The 21,823-nt window shown below is 71.6% G+C and carries 20 protein-coding genes; 14 read left to right on the forward strand and 6 right to left on the reverse strand.

The genetic code is table 11. The features are described from left to right. Nucleotides 1-80: 80 nt before the first annotated feature. Nucleotides 81-836 (forward strand): hypothetical protein, encoded by a 756-nt coding sequence (locus tag O7623_RS01710; RefSeq protein ID WP_282226800.1) that lies wholly within the window; start codon nt 81-83, stop codon nt 834-836. A gap of 62 nt (nt 837-898) precedes the next feature. On the opposite strand, the gene O7623_RS01715 is transcribed toward O7623_RS01710, so the two are convergent. Then, a complete protein-coding gene (locus tag O7623_RS01715; protein ID WP_282226801.1) occupies nt 899-1,705 on the reverse strand; it encodes an RNA methyltransferase in 807 nt (268 codons plus the stop codon). 40 nt (nt 1,706-1,745) lie between these two features. On the opposite strand from O7623_RS01715, the gene O7623_RS01720 reads away from it, so the two are divergent. From O7623_RS01720 to O7623_RS01730, 3 genes are all read left to right on the forward strand, one after another. Further along, entirely contained in the window at nt 1,746-3,479 is a 1,734-nt protein-coding gene (locus tag O7623_RS01720) for a PucR family transcriptional regulator (protein WP_282226802.1), read from the forward strand. Nucleotides 3,480-3,589: 110 nt separating this feature from the next. After that, entirely contained in the window at nt 3,590-5,014 is a 1,425-nt protein-coding gene (locus O7623_RS01725; protein WP_282226803.1) for an MBL fold metallo-hydrolase, read from the forward strand. A 54-nt stretch (nt 5,015-5,068) separates the two neighbouring features. Further along, nucleotides 5,069-5,758: a peroxiredoxin gene (locus O7623_RS01730; RefSeq protein ID WP_282226804.1), complete on the forward strand. Its 690-nt coding sequence runs from the start codon at nt 5,069-5,071 to the stop codon at nt 5,756-5,758. A 104-nt stretch (nt 5,759-5,862) separates the two neighbouring features. On the opposite strand, the gene O7623_RS01735 is transcribed toward O7623_RS01730, so the two are convergent. Continuing rightward, complete coding sequence (locus O7623_RS01735; RefSeq protein ID WP_282226805.1) at nt 5,863-6,132, reverse strand: metal-sensitive transcriptional regulator; 270 nt, start codon at nt 6,130-6,132, stop codon at nt 5,863-5,865. 127 nt (nt 6,133-6,259) lie between these two features. Between O7623_RS01735 and O7623_RS01740 the strand changes: the two genes are divergently transcribed. The 4 genes from O7623_RS01740 to O7623_RS01755 all read left to right on the forward strand — a co-directional run bounded on the left by O7623_RS01740 (nt 6,260) and on the right by O7623_RS01755 (nt 10,433). Further along, nucleotides 6,260-7,585: an MBL fold metallo-hydrolase gene (locus O7623_RS01740; protein WP_282226806.1), complete on the forward strand. Its 1,326-nt coding sequence runs from the start codon at nt 6,260-6,262 to the stop codon at nt 7,583-7,585. Nucleotides 7,586-7,663: 78 nt separating this feature from the next. Beyond that, nucleotides 7,664-8,248 carry a rhodanese-like domain-containing protein gene (locus tag O7623_RS01745; protein ID WP_282226807.1) on the forward strand — a complete coding sequence of 195 codons (585 nt, stop codon included), beginning with the start codon at nt 7,664-7,666 and terminating at the stop codon, nt 8,246-8,248. Next, a complete protein-coding gene (gene sulP / locus O7623_RS01750; RefSeq protein ID WP_282226808.1) occupies nt 8,245-9,996 on the forward strand; it encodes a sulfate permease in 1,752 nt (583 codons plus the stop codon). The genes O7623_RS01745 and sulP overlap by 4 nt, the downstream gene beginning before the upstream one ends. 2 nt (nt 9,997-9,998) lie before the next feature. Then, nucleotides 9,999-10,433, forward strand: a complete 435-nt coding sequence (locus O7623_RS01755) for a carbonic anhydrase (RefSeq protein ID WP_282226809.1) — start codon at nt 9,999-10,001, stop codon at nt 10,431-10,433. 21 nt (nt 10,434-10,454) lie between these two features. Here O7623_RS01755 and O7623_RS01760 read toward each other — a convergent pair whose 3' ends face one another. Further along, nucleotides 10,455-11,681: a choice-of-anchor Q domain-containing protein gene (locus O7623_RS01760; protein ID WP_282226810.1), complete on the reverse strand. Its 1,227-nt coding sequence runs from the start codon at nt 11,679-11,681 to the stop codon at nt 10,455-10,457. A 90-nt stretch (nt 11,682-11,771) separates the two neighbouring features. Continuing rightward, nucleotides 11,772-13,130, reverse strand: coding sequence for a hypothetical protein (locus tag O7623_RS01765; RefSeq protein ID WP_282226811.1), 1,359 nt, complete (start codon nt 13,128-13,130; stop codon nt 11,772-11,774). Nucleotides 13,131-13,229: 99 nt separating this feature from the next. Here O7623_RS01765 and murD point away from each other — a divergent pair, with 99 nt between their 5' ends. The 6 genes from murD (at nt 13,230) to O7623_RS01795 (ending at nt 20,551) form a co-directional block, all read left to right on the forward strand. After that, the gene (gene murD / locus O7623_RS01770) at nt 13,230-14,588 is read left to right on the forward strand and encodes a UDP-N-acetylmuramoyl-L-alanine--D-glutamate ligase (protein ID WP_282226812.1); all 1,359 of its coding nucleotides are present in this window, start codon (nt 13,230-13,232) and stop codon (nt 14,586-14,588) included. Nucleotides 14,589-14,780: 192 nt separating this feature from the next. Further along, nucleotides 14,781-15,044, forward strand: a complete 264-nt coding sequence (locus tag O7623_RS01775; protein WP_282226813.1) for a hypothetical protein — start codon at nt 14,781-14,783, stop codon at nt 15,042-15,044. 121 nt (nt 15,045-15,165) lie between these two features. Next, nucleotides 15,166-16,479: an aminotransferase class III-fold pyridoxal phosphate-dependent enzyme gene (locus O7623_RS01780; protein ID WP_282226814.1), complete on the forward strand. Its 1,314-nt coding sequence runs from the start codon at nt 15,166-15,168 to the stop codon at nt 16,477-16,479. A 5-nt stretch (nt 16,480-16,484) separates the two neighbouring features. Then, nucleotides 16,485-17,981 carry a CoA-acylating methylmalonate-semialdehyde dehydrogenase gene (locus O7623_RS01785; protein ID WP_282229699.1) on the forward strand — a complete coding sequence of 499 codons (1,497 nt, stop codon included), beginning with the start codon at nt 16,485-16,487 and terminating at the stop codon, nt 17,979-17,981. An 80-nt stretch (nt 17,982-18,061) separates the two neighbouring features. Then, nucleotides 18,062-19,372, forward strand: coding sequence for a hypothetical protein (locus O7623_RS01790; protein ID WP_282226815.1), 1,311 nt, complete (start codon nt 18,062-18,064; stop codon nt 19,370-19,372). A 99-nt stretch (nt 19,373-19,471) separates the two neighbouring features. Continuing rightward, nucleotides 19,472-20,551: a DUF6346 domain-containing protein gene (locus tag O7623_RS01795; RefSeq protein WP_282226816.1), complete on the forward strand. Its 1,080-nt coding sequence runs from the start codon at nt 19,472-19,474 to the stop codon at nt 20,549-20,551. Between the two features lie 167 nt (nt 20,552-20,718). Here O7623_RS01795 and O7623_RS01800 read toward each other — a convergent pair whose 3' ends face one another. Together O7623_RS01800 and O7623_RS01805 are read right to left on the reverse strand one after the other, a co-directional pair. After that, nucleotides 20,719-20,913, reverse strand: a complete 195-nt coding sequence (locus O7623_RS01800; protein WP_282226817.1) for a DUF397 domain-containing protein — start codon at nt 20,911-20,913, stop codon at nt 20,719-20,721. Beyond that, entirely contained in the window at nt 20,910-21,737 is an 828-nt protein-coding gene (locus O7623_RS01805) for a DUF5753 domain-containing protein (protein ID WP_282226818.1), read from the reverse strand. Before O7623_RS01805 ends, O7623_RS01800 begins: the two co-directional genes overlap by 4 nt. Between the last annotated feature and the right edge of the window lie 86 nt (nt 21,738-21,823).

The raw sequence follows: 21,823 nt of genomic DNA on the forward strand, positions 1-21,823 counted from the left end.
GTGCGGCTGACACGATCAGGCCGTCAGTGACGATCACGCCGGGGCCCGACCGGGCCCCGGCAGCGCGGGAGGACGACACCATGACGCGCGCCGTCAGGAACACCCGGCCACGGACCAGTGCCGCTGCGGCCAACCGGTCGGGACCGATGCGGGTGGTCTCCCGCAGCGACGCCGGGATCGCCGTGGTCGCCGCCGCCGCACCGGAGCACGCGCCCACCGGGCCGGCCACCAACGCCGCCTGGGCCTGGTCGGTACGCCGGTTCACCCGGGTGGCCATCTGGGCGTTGCCGCTGTACGCCGTCGCCTTCGCGGTGAGCAGCCTCAGTGGCCTGCGCGGCGGCAACCCGGCGCCGGACCTGGTCGACGGGCGGCCCGCGTACCTGATCGCCTGGGTGGTGGCGAGCTGGCTCGGCCTGGTCGCGCTCGTCGCGATCGCCGGCATCCACGCCGCGGCCCGCAGCCGTGGTACGGCGGTGGCGGCGCTGCTGACCGGGCTGGCCGGCGCGGCACTGATGGTTCCGTTCGCCGGACTGCCCGACGGCACCGTGGTCTACGGCACCTCGGCCCGGTCGCTGGCCCTGGTCGGCGCCGCGCTCTACAGCCTGGGCTGGTTCCTGGCCGGCGCCGCCGTGCTGCGGTCGGAGCTGTTCAACCGGCTCGACGGCTGGCTGCTGATCGTGGCGTCGCCGCTGCTCGGCTTCATCGGGCTGTTCTCCGGCCCGCTGCAGACCGTCGGCGCGGTCTTCGCGTTGACCGCCGGTATCGGCCTGGCCTGGTCGGCCGGGCGGATGGTGCCGAGCGTGCAGGCGGCCCCGAACGCCCCGGCCCGCGCCTGAGGCGTCCGGGTCGGTCAGATCAGGCGTCAGGGGGACCGGTCAGGGCGGTCAGGGCGGCTCGGTCAGGGCGGGTCGTCGCGGCACAGTTCCCAGAACGCCACCGCCGCCGCCGTGGCCACGTTGAGCGAATCGACCCCGCGCCGCATCGGCACCGACACCCGTACGTCGGCGGCCTGGATCGCCGCCGTGCTGAGCCCCGGCCCTTCCGCGCCGAGCAGCAGGGCCGGGCGGGCCCGCTGGCCGGCGTCGAGCCGCTGCACGGCCACCGCGTCCGGCGTCGGCGTCATCGCGAGCAGGTGGAACCCGGCGGTACGGATGGTGGCCAGCGCCGCCGGCCAGGCTGTCGCCCGGGCGTACGGCACCGCGAAGACCTCACCCATGCTGACCCGTACCGACCGCCGGTACAGCGGATCCGCACAGGTTGGGGAGAGCACCACCGCGTCCATCCCGAGTGCCGCCGCGCTGCGGAACAGCGCGCCGAGGTTGGTGTGCGTGTTGATGCCTTCGCAGACCACCAGCCGACGGGCAGTGGCGAGGACCTCGTCGAGCGCCGGCAGCGGACGGCGGTGGAACGAGGCCAGCACTCCCCGGTGCACGTGGAAACCGGTGATCGACTCCAGCACCGCCGGGGTGGCCGCGTAGACCGGCGTCTGCTCCGGCAGCTCGACCAGCTGGTCGAGGCGTTTGGCGTCGATCAGCACCGACCGTGGTCGGTAGCCGGCCCGCAGGGCCCGCTCGATGACCAGTTCGCCTTCGGCGATGAACAGTCCGTTCGGCGGCTCCCACCGGGTCCGCAGCTCGACGTCGGTCAGGGCCCGGTAGTCCGCTATCCGGTCGTCGTCGGCGTCGGTGATCTCCGCTACTGGCACACCGGAGATTGTGCCCGGTGCCCCAGGTACCGTCGTGCGGGTGTTCCCTACCGTCGGCGAGGTGCTGGCTCTCGAACCGGTCCGGCACGGCGGCCCCCGGGTGGTGGCGGCCGAGGAACGCCTGGACCGGCTGGTCCGCTGGGTGCACGTGACCGAGGTGCCGGACATCGCCAGCCTGCTGCGCGGTGGTGAGCTGGTGCTCACCACCGGGATCGGGTTGCCGGCCGACGACGCGGGGCTGCGGGCCTTCGTCGCCGAGCTGGCCGACGTCGGCGTCGCCGGACTGGTGGTCGAGCTGGGGCGCCGCTACCACGGTGGGGTGCCCAAGGTGATGGTCGCCGCCGCCGCCCGGCACGGGCTGCCGCTGGTCGAGCTGCGCCGGGCGACGCCGTTCGTGCTGATCACCGAGGCGGTGCACGCGCTGATCGTGGATGCCCAGTTGGCGCAGCTGCGAGCCACCGAGGAGATCCACCAGCGGTTCACCGAACTGTCGGTCGAGGGCGCGGAGGCCGCCGAGGTGGTCCGGCAGGCGGCGGAGCTGGCCGGCGCCCCGGTGGTGCTGGAGAACCTGGCCCGGCGGGTGCTGGCGTACCACAGCGCGGGGGAGAACGCCCGGTTGCTGCTCGACGGCTGGGAGCAGCATTCGCGGCGGATCCAGCCGGCGGGGCGGACGGCGTACCACGCCGACACCGGCTGGCTGGTGACCATGGTCGGCGCGCGGGGTCAGGACTGGGGTCGGCTGCTGCTGCGTTGCCCCGGTGCGGGGCCGGACGGGGCAGGCGGGCCGGACGGGGCGGGTGGGCCGCCGACGCGGCTGTCGATCCTGTTGGAGCGGGCGGCGTCGACGTTGGCGTTGGGGCGGCTGATCCGCCGCGACGCCGACGGGCTGGAGCGGCAGATCCACCGTACGCTGCTGACCGCCCTGCTCGACGGCTCGCAGCCGGCCGACGAGGTGGCAGTGCGGGCCCGGGCGCTCGGCGTCGACCTGGACCGCCGTCACCTGGTCGGGCTGGTCGTCCGGTTCCGGGATCCGGATCCGGATCCGGCTGCGGGGCCGGCCGTGGCCGCCGAGGCGGGAGCGGAGCTCGTCGCCCGGCCGGCGTCGGCCGCCGCCGCCGAGGCGGTCCAGGCCCGGCTGCGCGATCTCGCGGAGTCGGTCGGTCTCGCGGTGCGCGAGGCCGGGCTGGCCGGGCTGACCAGCCCGCTGGACGATCACGCCGTCGGCGTGCTGCTGGCGGTACGCACGGCGGCGCTCGCCGACGCCGCGCTGGACAACTTCCTGGCGGCGTTGCGCCGGTTGCGCCGTTCGGAGCCGGCGCCCGTGGTGGTGGCGGCCGGCAGCGGGGTCGACGGCATCCGGGAGGCGCGTCGGACGTTGGTGGAGGCCCGGCAGGTGGCTGAGGCGGGGCGGCGGGACCGGCGGGCCGATCAGGTGCTGCGGCTGCCGGACGTCGGCCTGACCGGACTGCTGTATCTGTTGCGGGAGGAACCCCGGTTGCAGGTGTTCGTCGAGCGGGAGCTGGGTGCGCTGTTGGCGTACGAGGCGCGGCACCCTCGGGAGCAGCTGCTGGCGACGTTGCGCGCGTACCTGGAGCATGGCCGCAACAAGTCGGCGGCGGCTGCGGCGGTGCATCTGTCCCGGCCGGCCTTCTATGAACGGTTGACCCGGCTGGCGCGGATCCTCGACGCCGACCTGGAGTCGGTGCAGGTGTGCCTGTCGCTGCACGTGGCGTTGCTGGCGTTGGAGGCGGTCCGGGCGCGCCCGCTGGCCTGATCCGGGCCGAAGGTCCTACCCGTCCGGGACCCATGACTGGTCGACACATACCCCCGGGGGTATATGGTGGGGAGCGTAGCCCGCTTCGCTTCCGCGATCAGGAGGTCTCGATGTTCTTCGCCCAGTACTACCTGGACTGCCTGTCCCAGGCGTCCTACCTCATCGCCGACGAGTCGACGAAACGCGCTGTGGTGGTCGACCCCCGCCGCGACGTCAGCGAGTACCTGGCCGACGCGCAGGCGCACGGGTTCACCATCGAGGGCGTCGTGAACACCCATTTTCACGCCGACTTCATCGCCGGCCACCTGGAGCTCGCCGCGCGCACCGGCGCATGGATCGGCTACGGCCAGCGGGCCGAGGCCGACTACCCGATCCGCAAGCTGGCCGACGGCGAACGGATCAGCCTGGGCGACGTGACCCTGGAGATCATGGAGACCCCGGGGCACACTCCGGAGTCGATCAGCATCCTGGTCTACGAGCACGCCACCGACCCGGTCGCGTACGGGGTGCTCACCGGTGACGCGCTGTTCATCGGCGACGTCGGTCGCCCGGATCTGCTCGCCTCCTTCGGTGTCACCGCCGAGGAGCTGGGCCGGATGCTCTACGACAGCGTGCAGCACAAGCTGATGGCCCTGCCGGATCCGGTGCGGGTCTTCCCGGCCCACGGCGCGGGATCGGCCTGCGGCAAGAACCTGTCCACCGAGCGCTCGTCGACCATCGGTGAGCAGCGGGCCACCAACTACGCGTGCGCCCCGATGGACGCCGCGCAGTTCCTGGCGATCGTCACCGCCGGGCAGCCCGCCGCGCCGGCGTACTTCGGCTACGACGCCGTACTGAACCGTCAGGACCACGCCCTGTTCGACGTCACCGCCGCTCCCACACCGCTGAGCCCGGCGGAGTTCGCCGCCGGTCAGGCCGCCGGCGCCGTCGTGGTCGACGCCCGCGACCCGCAGGAGTACGCCGCCGGCCACCTGCGGGGTGCGCTCAACGTCCCCGCCGACGGCCGGTTCGCCGAGACCGCCGGCAGTGTGCTCACCCCCGGTACGCAGATCCTGGTGGTCGCCCCGCAGGACCGGGAGGAGGAGATCGTCACCCGACTGGCCCGGATCGGCTTCGACACCGTCGCCGGCTACCTGCGCGAGCCTGAGCAGGCGTTCCTGCAGATGATCGACCAGTTGACCCGGGCGAGCCGGCTGACCGTGGCGCAGCTGGCGGCCGCACGCGCCGGCGCGCATCCGCCGGTGGTGCTCGACGTGCGCAACGCCGGGGAGCGCTCCGCCGGGGTCGTCGACGGCGCGCTGCACATCCCGCTGGCCGAGCTGTCCCGGCGCATCGACGAGGTGCCGACCGACCGGCCGGTGGTGGTGCACTGCGCCGGCGGTTACCGCTCCTCGGTGGCGGCCAGTGTGCTGCGGGCCGCCGGTCACCCGGACGTCTCCGATCTGCTCGGCGGCTACCAGGCGTGGCAGGCGGGCCAGGCGGGCCAGGCGGCGCAGTCGGGCCAGACGCTGCGCCAGCCGGTCGGCGCGGCCTGACCAGTCGGCCCTGCCTGATCGTTCGTCCACCCTCGACTCAGTGGAAGGATCATCATGACCACGGACACGACCAGCACCGCCGTACCGGAGCCGACCCGGCGGTTGCCGCTGATCGGCGACCCGGCGCCGGACTTCGCGGCGGAGAGCACCCACGGCCCGGTCCGGCTGGCCGACTACGCCGGCCGTTGGCTGGTGCTGTTCAGTCATCCGGCCGACTTCACCCCGGTCTGCACCACCGAGTTCGTCGGCTTCGCCGAACTGGCCGACGAGTTCGCCGCCCGGAACGTGGCGCTGCTCGGCAACTCGGTGGACTCGGTCTTCAGCCACCTCGCCTGGACCCGGTCGATCCACGAGAAACTGGGCGTGCGGATCCCGTTTCCGATCATCGCCGACCTGGACATGGCGGTGTCCCACGCGTACGGGATGCTGCACCCGAACACCTCCGGTACGGCGGCGGTCCGGGCGGTCTTCGTCATCGACCCCGAGCAGGTGGTCCGGGCGGTGCTCTACTACCCGATGAACGCGGGTCGGATGATCCCGGAGATCCTGCGGCTGATCGACGCGCTGCAGACCTCGGACCGGGACGGCGTGTCCTGCCCGGCCAACTGGCGCCCCGGGGACGACGTGGTGCTCGGTGCACCACGGACCGAAACCGACCTGGATGCCCGGTTGGCCGACGATACGGTCAAACTGTCCGACTGGTATCTGGCAACTCGACCGGACCGGGGCGGATCCGGTTCCTGAACCCGGAGCACCGGGTGGGTCGGCCGGCCCGGACACGGACCGGCGGACCCACCCGGTGCGCTCCACGTCGGCACGCAGCCGTCAGGTCAGGCAGAGGGCAGCCGTCAGGCCAGGGAGAGGAACAGCTTCTCCATCTGTTCGAGGTTGGCCTTGCGGTCGGTCGCGTCGGCGTCGGGGTCCATGCACTGTTCGAGCCCGCTCGCGATGACCTTGAACCCCGCCCGGTCGAGCGCCCGGGAGACGGCGGCGAGCTGGGTGACCACCTCGGCGCAGTCACGACCGGACTCCAGCATCGCGATGATGCCCCGGATCTGGCCCTCGGCCCGCCGTAGCCGCTTGACGACCTCGGCGGTCGTCTGCTCCTCGACCTGCATCGGCTGCTCCTCCCACTCAGGTTTCCAACATACACCCGGGGGTATGCCTTGCAGTGGCCCGGTCAGTCGAACATACTGGAGAAGCGATACCCCCAGGGGTATACGTCGAGAGCGTGAGGAGCGCCCAGTGGAACTCGTTTCTTTCCGTACCCCAGGCCTCGGCGACCAGTCCTACCTCCTGATCCACGAGGGAAAAGGGGTACTGGTCGACCCACAACGTGACATCGACCGGTTCCTCGACGCCGCCGCCGAACGCGACGTCGACCTCCGGTTCGTCCTGGAAACGCACCTGCACAACGACTACGTCTCCGGCGGCCCCCAGGTGGCCCGGCGCACCGGCGCCGAGCTGGTCCTGCCGGCCGGGGCCGCACCGACCTACCGGCACACCCCCGCCTTCCACCTCGAGGACATCAAGGCCGACAACCTCACCCTGCGTCCCGTGCACACCCCCGGGCACACCCCGGAACACACCAGCTACGTGGTGCTGATCGACGACGAACCGGTCGCCGTCTTCTCCGGCGGCAGCCTGCTCGTCGCCGCCGCCGGGCGACCCGACCTGCTCGGTGCCGACCGGGCCCGCACCCTGGCCCGGCTGCAACACGGGTCCCTGCACCGGCTGGCCGGCCTGCCCCGGGCCGTCGAACTGCTGCCGACCCACGGCGAAGGCTCGTTCTGCACCACCACCGGCGCCGGTCGGTTCACCTCCACCATCGGTGACGAGGTCGACACCAACCCGCTGCTGGGCATCGGCGACCCGGAGGCCTTCGCCGACCGGCTGCTCGCCGCGCCGATGCCGATACCGGCCTTCTACCAGTACATGGGCCCGGCCAACATCCGCGGCGGCGAGCCGATGCCGCCGGTCGCCGTGCCCGAGATCGCCGCCACCGCGCTGCCGACCGACGACGGCACCCAGCTGCTGGACATCCGGCCCCGTCCGGCCCAGGCCGCCGGCCTGGTCCCCGGCTCGGTCGGGATCACCCTCACCGACGACTTCGGCAGCTGGGCCGGCTGGCTGCTGCCGTACGGCACCCCGCTGGTCCTGATCGCCGCACCCGACCAGGACGTCACCGAGGCCGTCGTCCAGTTGGCCCGCATCGGGCTCGACACCGTGCGGGCCGTCCACCGGCCGGCCGCCGACGCCGACCTCGGCCCCGGGTACGAACTGCTCGACATCGACACCTTCCGGCAGCGGCTGACCGCGCCCGACGCCCAACTGCTCGACGTACGGATGCCGAACGAACGCGCGCAGGCCAGCTGGCCCGGCGCGGTCGAACGCTTCCTCGCCGACCTGGTCACCGACGGCATCCCCGCCGCCCTCGACCCGCAGCGGCCGGTCCTGGTCGCCTGCGGCACCGGCCGGCGGGCCGCCATCGCCGCCAGCCTGCTGGTCCGCGCCGGCTACCGCGTGGCAGTCCTCGACGGTGCCGGCGTCGCCGACCTCGTCGACAGCTGACGCGCGACCCGCACGACCCGCTCCGCACACCTGACCCGCACCGCACCTGATCCTGGCCGACCTCTTCCTGGAGACACCATGCCCCCCACCAATCCGACCATCGACGTCCCCGCCGCCCGGGCCCTGCTCGCCGACAACCCGGACACCCTCGTCGTCGACGTGCGGACCCCGGCCGAGTTCGAGACCGCCCACATCGACGGGGCGATCAACCTGCCGCTCGACCAGGTCGACGCCCACCTGAACCGGATCGTCGCCGACGCCGGCGGCCGGATCCTGCTGATCTGCCAGTCCGGCAACCGGGCCCACCAGGCCTGCGGCAAGCTGGCCCGCGCCGGCCTGGACTCCGCGACCGTGCTGACCGGCGGGATGGGTGCCTGGATCGCCGCCGGCGGACCGGTCAACCGGGGCCGGCAACGCTGGAGCCTGGAACGTCAGGTGCGGCTGGTCGCCGGCGCCATCGTGCTGGTCGCGGTGCTGGCCAGCATCTGGTACCCGCCGGCCCGCTACGTCGCCGGTGCCATCGGCGCCGGGCTGACCGTCGCCGCGCTGACCAACACCTGCGCGATGGGCATGCTGCTGGCCCGGCTGCCGTACAACCGGGGCGCCGGCTGTGACGTCGACGCGTCGCTGACCCGGCTGAGCCGGGCCGGCGCGGCGAGATGACCGGCGCCGCGTACCCGCGCCAGGCCCGCACCGGGCCGGCGCGGGCCCTGCCGATCCTCGGCTGGCGGCGCGGCTACGACCGCCAGGTGCTGCGTCACGACCTGATCGCCGGCCTGACCGTCGCCGTCATGCTGGTGCCGCAGAGCATGGCGTACGCCGCCCTGGCCGGCATGCCACCGGTCACCGGCCTCTACGCCGCCACCGTGCCGGTCCTGGTGTACGCCCTGCTCGGCACCTCCGGCTCGCTCGCCGTCGGCCCGGTCGCGATCACCGCGCTGATGACCGCCACCGCTCTGGCACCCCTGGCCGACGGCGATCCCGGCCGGTTCGCCGCCCTCGCCGGCCTGCTCGCGCTGCTGGTCGGCGTCATCCAGGTGCTGATGGGGGTGCTGCGCCTCGGCGCGCTGGTCAACTTCATGTCCCACTCGGTGCTGTCCGGCTTCACCTCGGCCGCCGCGCTCGTCATCGCCGCCAGCCAGCTCAAGGACCTGCTCGGGCTGCGGGCCGAGCGTGCCGAGAACCTGCCCGGCATCCTGGCCAGCCTGTGGCGGGCCGCCGCGACGATCCACCCGCTCACCGTGGCGGTCGCCGGGGTCAGCATCGCCGGGCTGCTCCTGCTGCGCCGATACGTACCGAAGCTGCCCGGCGCGTTGCTGGTCGTCGCCGCCGTCACCGCGGTCAGCGCCGTCCTGGCCCTCGGCGACCGTGGCGTACCGATCCTGCGGGACGTGCCGAGCGGGCTGCCGGTGCCGGACCTGCCGTCGATCGCCCTGGCCGACGTACGGGCCCTGCTGCCGGCGGCGGTCGCGATCGCCCTGGTCGCCTACATGGAGGGCATCGCGGTGGCCAAGTCGCTGGCCGCCCGGTCCCGCCAGCACGTCGACCCGAACGCCGAACTCGTCGCCGTGGGCGCGGCGAACGTCGCCGCCGGCGCCTTCCACGCCTTCCCGGTGGCCGGCGGGTTCTCCCGCAGCGCCGTCAACTTCTCCGCCGGGGCCCGCACCCCGGTCGCGTCGGTGGTCACCGCCGCCGTCGTGGCGGCCACCGCGCTGCTGCTCACCCCGGCCTTCCACCACCTGCCCAAGGCGGTGCTCGGGGCGATCGTCGTGGTCGCCGTACTCGGTCTGGTCGACCACCGGGGTGCCTGGACGGCCTGGCGGACCCGGCGGGCCGACGGGGTCACCCTCGCCCTGACGTTCCTGGTCACCCTGGTCGCCGGGGTCGAGGCAGGGCTGGCCGTCGGCGTCGGGTTCAGCCTCGTGGTGTTCCTGCACCGGTCGGCCCGGCCGCACACCGCCGAACTCGGCCGGGTCCCCGGCACCGCGACGTTCCGCAACGTCGCCCGCTACCAGGGGCTGGTCACCGACCCGCAGGTGGCGGTGCTGCGCATCGACGGCCCACTGTACTTCGCCAACGCCGAGTACCTCGCCGACCAGCTGTCGGCACTCGCCGAGGACCGCCCGTCGCTGCGCGCCGTGGTGCTCGACGCCAGCGCGATCAGCGACGCCGACACCGACGGGGCGCACACCCTGGCGCAGGCCCGGGACCGGCTCGCCGGCCGGGGCGTGGCACTGCACCTGGCCACCGTGCGTGGCCCGGTCCGGGACCTGCTGACCCGCTCCGGCCTGTGGCCGGCGATGCGGGAGGCCGGCCAGCTGCATCCGGAGGTGGCCGACGCCGTCGACGCGACCGCCGGTACGCCGGCCGGCAGCGACCGGACACCCCGCCTGCCGCAGGAGGTGTACTGACCATGCCGGACCGGTTCGCCACCGTGGTGACCTGCATCGACGGCCGGATCCACGGGCCACTCGGCCAGTGGGTCCGCGACCGGCTCGACGTCGATCACCTCGACCTGATCACCGCGCCGGGCGCCGACCGGGTGCTGGCCACCGCCGACCCGGCGGAGTTGACCCGGCTGCTGGACGCGGTCGGCGTCTCCCGGACCGCGCACGGCAGCGGCACCCTGGTGCTGGCCGGGCACGCCGACTGCGCCGGCAACCCGGTCAGCGAGGCCGAGCACCACGATCAGCTGCGCCGGGCCGCCATCCGGCTCGCCGCGCGCCTGCCCGAGCTGCGGATCCTCGCCGTACACACGGGCAGCTGCGGTACCGGATGCTGGCAGCCGCACCTGATCGACGATCGGGCACCGGCCGTCAACGCCACCGACCTGGAAGCCTGCGACTGATCGGGCCTTCGGCAAGCGCCATCAGTCGCGGGCGACGACCGGGACAACGGATGCGACGCGATCGATCGACGGGGCGACCACGTCGTCCGGGGTGCCCGGCACCGACTGGTAGGCGCCGATGTCGCAGAAGACCACGCCCGGCCCGCGCCGGGGCGTGCCGTGTTGGTCGACCCCGTCGCAGAGCGGATGCTCGACCGCGATGGCGTTGCGGAGTACGCTGCCCTCGCTCAACGCGTGACTCAGCGTCATCCCCTGCTGGGCCAGCGGAAGGAGCCCCATCTGCTCGCGGGGCACCGGCCTGCCACAGGTGCCGTCGTCACTGACGGTGAACTCCAGCCCGGGGTGCTCCGGGTCCACCACGCCGATGAGGACGCAGCTGCCGCCAGCGTTGCCGGCGAACACCGAAGCCTGCATGCCCAGCGCGTTGTTGAAGCTGACGAGGGCAGGGCGACCACGGTTCCCGGCGACTGTGGCGTGCGTGAGGAGCACCGGCCCGCCAGTGGCAAGAATGGCGCTTCCGTAGGAGCCCTCGGCGGTGTTCCCGGAGACGGTGGAGTCGTCGATCGTCAGCTGGCCGGGCCAGGCGAGGATTCCGCCACCGCCGAAGCCGCCCGTACCGAGCTGCCGGTTCTCCGTGATCGCGGACCGTCGGATCGACGCCTTGTGAGTCGAGATGCCGCCGCCACCCGTGCGGGCGGAGTTGACGGTCACCACGCTGTCGACGAGGGTGATCTCGCCTGTGGAGTCGATGCCGCCCCCGCGATGGGTGGCCGCGTTGAACGCCACCCAGACCCGGGTGAGGGAGAGTACGCCGTCGCTGCGGATGCCGCCGCCGGACGGGTCCGAGTATCTGTCGCTGGTCGCCAGCCCGTTGGTGACGGCGAGGTCGGAAAGGGAGAGCTGCCCGCCCAGACCGGGGTGCTCGATCACCCGTCCGGCAGCCCGGCCATCGAGGACGGTGGCCAGCGTCCCGGAACCGATGATGCTGATCCACCGCGCGCCGGAGACGACGACGTTCTCCTGGAACCGGCCCGGGCCGATCCGGACGATGCCGTCGATCGCCAGCTGCCGCATGGCGTAGCTGACGGTGCGACATGGACTGACCTGTGGACAGGTGCCCACGTCCACGCCGGTGATCGTGACCCACACCTGGGTCGGGCTGGTTGCGCTCGCCGCGGTGGCGGTGGCGGTCATCGCGCACACCGCCGTCACCACGGCCGCGAGCATCCTGCCAGCGAACAGTCTCATCGGTGCCTCCCCGGCCGATCGTCACATTGTGCCGGGACCCGATCTCTGACAGGTCACGCCGTCGGCCATCGGACAGCGCACCGCGAGCGGTCAGAGCAGCGCGGTGAGGACCTTCGCGTACGCCGCCGGCACGTGGTGCGGACCGCCCGGCAGCAGTACGTCGGAGGCGTCGACCGCCGGCCACGCCTGCTCCGGCACCGCCGCCATCAGCTCACCGACCAGCGGGGCGTCCCGCCACTGCGACGAGGAGGCGAGCATCCGCAACGCGACCAGGGACTCCTCGACCTCACCGACGCACTCGAACGGCTTGTGCCCGTCGACGCCGATCAGCTCCCGGAAACCGGCCAGCTGGGCCGGGTCGGCCAGCAGGTCGACACCGAAGATGCCGACCAGCCGGTCGCGGTCCATGAACGGCGCGAACGCCAGGAACACGAACCGGCACTTCGGGCACGCCCCGCACCAGCGTTCACTGCGGTCACGCAGCTTGAAGGCCGCGTTGCAGCTGGTCACCACCGGGTCGTAGCCGGTCGACGCCGCGTACAGCTTGGCGATGTGCAGCTCGGACAGGGTCCGCAGCAGCGAGAAGTACGGCTCGGTCAGCCCGGCGTGGCCCTGCAACGCGGCCCGCAGCAGCCCCTCGGCCTCGACGCCCTTGGACCACTGGTGGTTGATCTCGTGACCGTTCCAGATCAGGTTCGGGTCGGACGCGGACCGCTCGTTGGACATCACCACCGGGCCGAGCCCGTGCAGCACCGCCGTACCGACCGCGATCAGCGAGTTGATCGCGGTCACCGGGATGTGCCCGTTGTACGCCCCGGCCGCGTTGAGGTCGAACAGCCGCGGGTCCAGCACCCGGCGGGCGGCCAGCGCCGGCAACCCGGAGGCGGCGTTCACCGCCACGATCACCGGGTTCGGGTTGACCGAGAACGGCACCGGGTCGAAGCCGGCCCGGCGCAGCGCCTCCAGCGTGACGATCGAGTCCTTGCCGCCGCCGACCGCCGACAACGGCCGCCGGTCGGCGGTGTCCACCGGTGTCGGCGGGGTCGGCACCCCGTCCGGCACGACGGGGGAGAGGTCGAGCACGTGCGGCAACGCGTTGCGGTACGCGTACTCGGCCAGGCCCTTGGTGTAGACGGCGGTGACCAGCGCGACCGCCTCGGCCCCCAGCGGCGCCGGCGCCACCAGCCGAGGCGGGGCCGCCGCCTTGTAGTAGCTGACCCCGGCGACCAGGTGCAGCAGCTCCAGCACCCGGCGGAACGTCGACCCCGGCCCGTTCGGCGGCGGGGTGGCCCCCTGCGGCATCGGGAAGGTGATCCGCTCGACGAAGGTCAGCTCGCCGCCGTCGTCGCCGGTGAGCGCGTAGCCCAGCTCGGCCACCCCGGTCACCGGGTCGAACTCCAGCGTGGGGAAGGTGAACGCGGTGAATCGTCCTAGCTCGTCACGGGTCACCCGTACCTCCTCCACTGATCACCGACCAGACATACTAGTCCCGGTTTGCGCCCCCGATCCGGCGCCTGATGACATGCTTCGCAGTGGAGGAGATGACCGGTGCGCCTGGCTGACCTGCGTGGCCGATCCGTCGCGGTGTGGGGCACCGGCCGCGAGGGACGGGCCGCGGTGACCGCGATCGCCGCCCAGTCCCCGGCCGGGCTGGTCGCCGTCGACGACAGCGCGACCGCCGCTCCGGCGGACTGGGACACCGGCACCGCGCCGCTGCACACCGGCGAGGACGGCTTCGCCCGACTGGCCGCCGCCGACGTCGTGGTCCGCTCACCGGGCGTGCCGCAGACCCACCCGTGGGTGGTACGGCTGCGTGAGCGTGGTGTGCCGATCACCGGCGGCACCGCGCTGTGGATGGCCGACCACGCCGCCCGCACCGTCGGTGTCACCGGCAGCAAGGGCAAGTCCACCACGTCCAGCCTGATCAGCCACCTGCTGACCGCACTGGGGCGGCCCAACGCATTCGGCGGCAACATCGGCGTACCGCTGCTGGCGATGCCCGAGGCCGACCTGTACGTGCTCGAACTGTCGTCGTACCAGTGCAGCGACCTGACCGACTCGCCCCGGATCGCCGCCCTGACCTCGCTGTTCCCGGAGCATCTGGACTCGCACGGCAGCGAGGAACGCTACTACGCCGACAAGCTCAACATCATCGCGCACGGTCCGGAAACGATCATCTACAACGGTATGGATCCCCGGCTCGCCCGGCGGCTGCTCGGGGTCGAGGCGACCGCCGCCGGACTGCCCGACGGCTACCACGTGGCACCCGGCCCGGACGGCCGGCCGCACCTGCACCGGGCCGCCGAGCCGCTGTTCGCCCGCGCGGCGCTACCGCTGGCCGGCCGGCACAACGAAGGCAACCTCTGCGTGGCGTTGGCGGTGCTCGAAGCGCTCGGCGTCGACTGCGTCGCCGACCGGGACGCGATCGCCGACGCGGTCGCCGGCTTCGCCGGCCTGCCGCACCGGCTCGCCGAGATCCCCGACCCGTCCGGGCTGACCTTCGTCGACGACAGCATCTCCACCAGCCCTTACTCGGCGATGCACGCGATCGACGCGTACGCCGGCCGCCCGCTGACCGTCATCGTCGGCGGCACCGACCGGGGGCTCGACTACACGCCGCTGCGCGAGCACCTCGCCGAGTCGGAGCTGACGGTGATCGGCGTACCGGACAGCGGGCCCCGGATCCTCGACACCCTGGCCGGGCTGCCCGGCGTCCGTACCGCGCACGCCGCCGACGTCGCGGCGGCCGTACGGCTGGCCCGTGAACTCACCCCGGACGGCGGGGTGGTGCTGCTGTCCCCGGCCGCCCCCAGCTACGGGCATTTCCGCAACTTCGAACACCGCTCCGAGGTTTTCGCCGCCGCCGTCCGCGACACCGCCCCCGCAGTGGGCGCGCATTCGGAGTAGTGGCGAATTGACTGTGCGTGACCAACCGGTGGGCTGATGCCGATTCCGCCAGTATTCCTCTGAGGAATAATCATTCCCTACAGGAACAGTCGCAGGTCGCGATATGTCTCCCGCCCTGCCATCCCAGGCGACACCGCAGTTCCGGGAGGTTCCGTGTCGGGACCGTCCGGTCTCGGTGCTATACACAGCAGCATGCTTCGCGATCGGACAATCGCCTGTCTGCTGTTCGCTGTCGCCTTCTTCGGGCTGGTGATGCAGTGGATCTATCCGTTCAGTGACATTCCCGATGCGGTGGGTATCGCCATCACCCTGGTCGCGGTGGCGAGCCTGTTCACCGGCGTACGGCTGTGGCTGCGCTCGTCGCGGCAACGCCCCGACGGCGACGACGTGGAGATGGAGTCGGACGGGACGGCAGACGTGGGCTCAGACGCGGGGGCGAGCGGCTCGGGCGACTGACGCCGAGCAGCGAAGTGTCAGGTCGGGCCGGGTCAACCGCTACACGATGGCAGTTGCCGACGCCGACCCACGGTGAGAGGGTGCACCCACCGACATAACCGGGGAAGGGTGGCGCCACCAGATGACCGCCGACGACCTGCTGGCCCGGCACCGGGCCGTCATGCCCAGCTGGATGCCGATCTACTACGCCGAACCCCTGGAGATCGTCGCCGGCTCCGGCCGCCGGGTCACCGGCGCCGACGGCCGCAGCTACCTGGACTTCTTCGGCGGCGTACTGACCAACATGATCGGCTACGACATCCCGGAGATCCGCGACGCGGTGCAACGCCAGCTCGCCACCGGCATCGTGCACACCTCCACCCTGTACCTGATCCGCCATCAGGTCGAGCTGGCCGAACGGATCGCCGCGCTCTCCGGCATCGCCGACGCCCGGGTCTTCTTCACCAACTCCGGTACCGAAGCCAACGAAGCGGCGCTGCTGGCCGCCACCAACTACCGCCGGTCGCACCAGATCCTCGCCGTCCGCAACAGCTACCACGGCCGGTCGTACGCGACGATGGGCATCACCGGGCACCGCAGCTGGTCGGCCAGCGCCCTCAACCCGCTGCAGGTCGCCTGGCTGCACTCCGGTGACCGGCTGCGCGGCCTGCTGGCCCGGCTCGGCCCCGACGCCCAGCTCGACGCCGCCGTCGAAGACCTGCGCGAAGTCCTCGCCACCCAGACCGCCGGCGACGTCGCCTGCCTGATCGCCGAGCCGATCCAAGGCGTCGGCGGCTTCGTGCACGGCCCCGACGGGCTGCTCGGCGAATGGAAGAAGGTCCTCGACGAGTCCGGCATCCTGCTCATCTCCGACGAGGTGCAGACCGGCTGGGGCCGCACCGGCGAACACTTCTGGGGCTACCAGGCCCACGGCGTCGTACCGGACCTGCTGACCTTCGCCAAGGGCATCGGCAACGGCTTCGCCCTGGCCGGCGTCGTCGGCCGCGCCGACGTCATGGACGCCGTACCGGCGATCTCGTTCTCCACCTTCGGCGGCAACCCGGTCAGCACCGCCGCCGGCGTCGCCGTCCTCGACTACCTGCGCGACCACGACCTGCAGGCCAACGCCGCCCGCACCGGCGAGCTGCTGCGTACCGGGCTGACCGAGGCGGCCGCCGCACATCCGATCGTCGGCGAGGTACGCGGCAAGGGCCTGATGCTGGCCGTCGAGTTCGTCCGCCCCGGCACCCGCGAGCCGGACCCGGCCGCGACCACCGCCGTGTTCGAGGCCTGCCGCGCCGGCGGGCTACTGGTCGGCAAGGGCGGCCTGTACGGCAACGTGCTACGGATGGGGCCACCGTTGACGCTCACCGACGACGAGGCCCGCGAAGGGCTGGCGATCCTGGTCGACGCGATCGCGTCGGTGTCGGCGACTGCCGTGGCAGGTGCCGCGTGAACCGGATCCCACACTTCGTCGACGGTGCCTGTACCACTGTGCTCGAAGCCGGCGGCGACGGTCGCCACGGTGAGGTCTTCGACCCGGCGACCGGGCAGGTCGCCGCCACCGTCGGCTTCGCCACCGCCGCGCAGGTCGACGCGGTCGTGCAGGTCGCGGCGCGGGCTGCCCGCGACTGGCGGGACGTGTCGCTGTCACGGCGGGCCAGCGTGCTGTTCGCCTTCCGGGAGATCATCAACGCCCGGCGTGACGAACTCGCCGCCGTGATCACCGCCGAACACGGCAAGGTCCTCGCCGACGCCGCCGGCGAGGTGCAACGCGGCCTGGAGGTCGTCGAGTACGCCTGCGGCATCCCCACGCTGCTCACCGGCGGCTACAGCGAGAACGTCTCCACCGAGGTCGACTCGTACAGCCTGCGCCAGCCGCTCGGCGTCGTCGCGGTGATCTCGCCGTTCAACTTTCCGGCGATGGTGCCGCTGTGGTTCGTGCCGATCGCCGTGGCGTGCGGCAACGCCGTCGTGATCAAACCGTCCGAGAAGGACCCGTCGGCGGCGGTGCTGCTCGCGCAGTGGTTCACCGAGGCCGGCCTGCCGCCCGGGGTCTGCAACGTGGTGCACGGCGACCGCGAAGCCGTCGACGCACTACTGGACCACGGAGGCGTACGGGCGGTGTCGTTCGTCGGCTCGACCCCGGTGGCCCGGCACGTCTACACCCGGGGCACCGCTGCCGGCAAACGGGTGCAGGCACTCGGCGGGGCGAAGAACCACATGGTGGTGCTGCCCGACGCCGACCTCGACCTGGCCGCCGACGCGGCGGTCAACGCCGGCTTCGGCTCGGCGGGGGAGCGGTGCATGGCGATCTCCGCCCTGGTGGCGGTCGAACCGGTCGGCGACGACCTGGTCGCCCGGATCGTCGAACGACTCGGCAAGGTCCGTACGGGTGACGGTCGCCGGCCCGGCTGCGACATGGGGCCGCTGATCACCGCCGCGCACCGGGACCGGGTCGCCGGTTACGTGGCCGCTGGTGCCGCCGACGGCGCGAAGATCGTCGTCGACGGCCGGGGCGTGTCGGTCGACGGCGACGCCGCCGGCTTCTGGCTCGGGCCGACCCTGCTGGACCAGGTGACCCCGCAGATGTCGGTCTACACCGATGAGATCTTCGGCCCGGTGCTGTCGGTGCTGCGGGTCGACTCGTACGACGCGGCGTTGGAGCTGGTCAACGCCAACCCCTACGGCAACGGTACGGCGATCTTCACCAACGACGGCGGTGCCGCCCGGCGCTTCCAGCACGAGGTGGAGGTCGGGATGGTCGGCATCAACGTGCCCATCCCGGTGCCGATGGCGTACTACTCGTTCGGAGGTTGGAAGGCGTCGCTGTTCGGCGACAGCCACGCCCACGGCCGCGACGGTGTGCACTTCTTCACCCGGGGCAAGGTGGTGACCAGCCGTTGGCTCGACCCCCGCCACGGCGGCGTCAACCTCGGCTTCCCCACCCAGACCTGACCGGCCCGGGTCCCGCCTGGGGTTGACCGTCGCCGATAGCATCCGGGCTGTACACAGGAGCCGGTGCGAGAGGCGATCGGATGGCCGACGGCGAGGCACGCACCGTTACCACTGCCGAGTTCCTTGACGAGCTGGTCGCGGTCACCCGGCAGCGCGACGCGTCGACCCACCTTTACCTCAACCTCGAAGTCGGCGGCCGCATCTGGGTGCAGTGGGAGCAGCCGGGCGTCGACCACCCCCGCCGATACCAGGTCGTCGACGACGCTGGGCCGGCCTGCCCGCACTGCACCATCATCGACGCCGTCGCACGGCTGGCGCCGGTGCTGCCGCTCGACGCGCTGCGCCTCGCCCGGTCAAAGCCCCAGTACGAAGCGGTCCTGGCCACCGGGCGGCTGCCGTCGCTGGCGTTCGGCCGGCGCTCATGGGACCCGACGGCCAGCTGGGCCGGCGACTGCCACGCCGCCGCCGGTGACCCACACACGCCCGCCGACTGCGTCGTCCATTGCAGACCTTCCGACACGGCAGACGTCGGCGATCCGCTCACGATGGCCGACCCGCTGCCGCTGGCCGTACAGCAGCAGTATCCCGACCCGGAGACGGCCGTCCGCGACGTCGCGGCCCGGCTCGCCGTGGCCCGGGACTGGCGCGACGCCGCCGAGGAGGTCGCCGGCGGGCGGGCCGAGACCGAGGGGACCCGGGCGTTCCTGGCCCGCTGCCCACTCGCCCTGCCGGTGTCGGACGCGATTGTCCTCGCGTTGCGGCCCGGCGAGCCGGCCAGCTCCAGCACGCTGCTCGACCTGCTGGGTGCCGCAGGTGGAAAGCTGGGCGGTGCCAGCCTGGCCGGGCAGCGGTATCACCGCTTCGCGTGCCTGGTCCCCGAGCCGACGACGGGCCGGTTTCCGACCTCCGGCGGGTCCTTCGACGTGGCGTACGGCGAACCGATCCGTACGCTGCGGCTGCCAACCGGGAGCGCACCGTTGAGCCGACGCGGCCGTGGCATCCTGCTGCTGTTCGAGGCCCGCCACACGATGAACGTCCACGCCGTACCCGTCGGCCCCGGAAAGCCTCCCGGTTACTGGCAGTCCGAAGCGGCACTGCACGTCTTCGAGTTCGGCCTACTCAGCGCCCTTGGCGGCGGATACGAGACGGCGGTGAACGTCTTCCTCGCCAAGCTGCGCCGCACCGGGGACCTGCTCGACCGCCCGGAGCGGGTGCTCAACCGGCGGCAACGCAAGGCGCTGGCCGAGCCGTTCGGCAACATCGATGACTTCGAGCTGCACCTGTGGGCTTCGGTCGCCTACCGCAACGCGACCTACCTCGCCCTGGGCAGTCAGGAAGCGTTCGCGGAGCACCTACGAAGCCAGGACCAACTCCGGACCCGTGGACAGTAGACCGGACAGGGGGCTTCGCTGAGCAACAGACAGGATCTGGACAAGGCCGAACGCGACGCTCGATCGCGCGAGATCTTCATCTGGCAGCGGTACGGACCGGTGCTGTACCGGCTGCGCCTGCTCTTCTTCGCGGTCGTCACCCTTGCTGTGGCGTACGTGTTTTCGCTCATTTACCTCACGGCTGTTTCCTTCTACCCGGGCACCGGTTCAATTCGTCCGTACGGCCCGACCGAGCGGCCGGTCCAAGCGACGGTCGAGGAGTGTCGTCGGGTAGGTCCGGTCAGCACTCATGGGCTGGGCTACTGGTGGGTCTGCCTGATCAGGGTCGAGCGAGAGGGTGAGCAAAGCGTCGAGGCTGCCGTAGGTCGTTCTATTGTCGGCCCAGAGCAGATAGGGAAAGTCGTCGCCCTCAACGAGGCGTGCTATGATCCGGAGCGGGCCGAATGTGGTTACGGTAAACCGGTTCCTGAAATACTCGGTTTTCTCTATGGGTGTTTTCGAATTATTGGTAGGACATTTGGGTTTTTCCTACTTTTTATGGTTGTACTCTATCTGTTCCGGGCGGTCGTGGGCGCCCCGACCTATTTCCTGCTACTTGATAAATGGCGAGAAATGAAGAATGGGCCTGGCGCTAAGCGGGTCGGGGCAACGGTGACAGCCCGGCAGGGTGAGAACATGACGTTGAGCGGTCGCGACGAGATCGATTCGCTGCTACGGCAACTGGATGATCCGGTGCACCTGGAGCGGCCGGCCGGGTTTGACTACGCGGCCGAGCAGGCTCGGTTCGCGGCGCTCGTCGCCGATGTGGAGGCTCGCTTCGGTTGTGTCTGCACGGTCGACGCTGGCATGAACGTCCAGGACGCCAGCTATCTCGGGCAGTTGGAGATCCCGGCGTCCGCGACGGCCACAGAAACCGAGATCTTCGTTCGGGTGAGCAACTTCGGTGGGCTGGCTCTGCTCGGTGCCGAACGTCCCGGCGTCCACGACGATGAGGAGACCCGGATTCTCATCGCGTATGCAGACTGGCGGAATGTTTTGGAGGTCCTCACCAACCATGGCTATGTAGTCCTGTTGGAGGACGCCTTGTCGCGTCCCTACGACGGCACGAGCGATGCGTTGCGCCGCGCATACCAGACGCATCCGGCCACGTGGTTCACCCGCTATTTCGACTACCTCTGAGTGCGATTCGGCACCGGATCGTGGATGCCCTGGTCCCCGGTTTCAGTTTTGAAGATGGGTAATTCGGACATGTCGCAGCTCTCCCCCCGGGCGCTGCCTTTCGTTGGTGCAGCCAGGCGGTGTTGCCGGCTCCCGTACGGGAGCCGGCAACACCGTCGTGAGGCGGGTCAGCGGGGGAGTGCGCCGGTCTGCAGGGCGGTGGTGAAGGTGCCCCACTGGGCGGTGCTGAACGTCAGGGTGGGGCCGGTGCGGTCCTTGCTGTCGCGTACCTCGGCGTGGCCGGCGTGCCGGCGGGCCTCGACGCACTGACCGCCGTTGCCGCCGCTGCGGCTGGAGGTGAACCAGGGGGTGTCAGGCTTCATGCCAGGTGCTCCTCGATCGGGATCGACTGCTCGCGGATCTCGCGGAAAATCCGACGGTACTCGGCCAACTCTTCAGGACGCTCCAGGTAGCGGGAGCCGAGATGGGTTTCCACGTAGGCGATGTCGGGGTCATCGGGGTCGGCGAAGTCGAGCAGGGTGAACGGGCTGACCATCGCGGCATGTGCACCGGCGGACCACGGCAGGACCCGGATCTCCACCCGTACCCGTCGACCGACGCTGGCCAAGTGGGCGCGCTGCTCGGCCATCACCGCCGGACCGCCGACCTCACGCGCCAGGGCACCAGCACCGAGAACCGCGACGATCCGGGCCGGCTCGGCACGGTCGTAGTAGGAGATCTGCCGATCCAGCCGCAGCGACACCAGCCGCTCGATCTGCTGCTCGGACGCCTGCCGGTCGGCGGCGCGGAACACCGCGCGCATGTAGTCCGGCGTCTGGAGTAGACCATGGACCAGCTCCGGATCGTAAAGCTGGATCTCGGTGGCGGCGGCTTCGAGCCCGAGATACAGGCGGAACCAGTCTGGTACGGCGTCGCCGTGCGACTCCCACCAGCCCTGCTCGTCGCACGCCGCGGCGAGCCGGGTCAACGCGTCCGTCGTCTCCGGATCGGCACCGTAGAACCAGCACAGACCCCGTACGGTGTTCATCTTGACCGGGAACTTGCCGTTTTCGATGCGCCACAACGTCGTACGCGAACAGACCTTCGCCCGCTCCACCTCCTGTTCGGTGCGGGACGACTCCTCCCGCAGCCGGCGCAGTCGCCGCCCCAGCTGACGACGCACCACAGTCGGTCCGGTGACCGGCATCGCTTCACCTTCCTCTCATCCGACACACCCACCACCCGTGCCAATGTTCCAAAATGAAACACCGAGCCGGGTCGGTCGCCGAAATC

This window comes from Solwaraspora sp. WMMD791 (assembly GCF_029581195.1).
In the GTDB taxonomy this organism is placed as follows: Bacteria; Actinomycetota; Actinomycetes; order Mycobacteriales; family Micromonosporaceae; genus Micromonospora_E.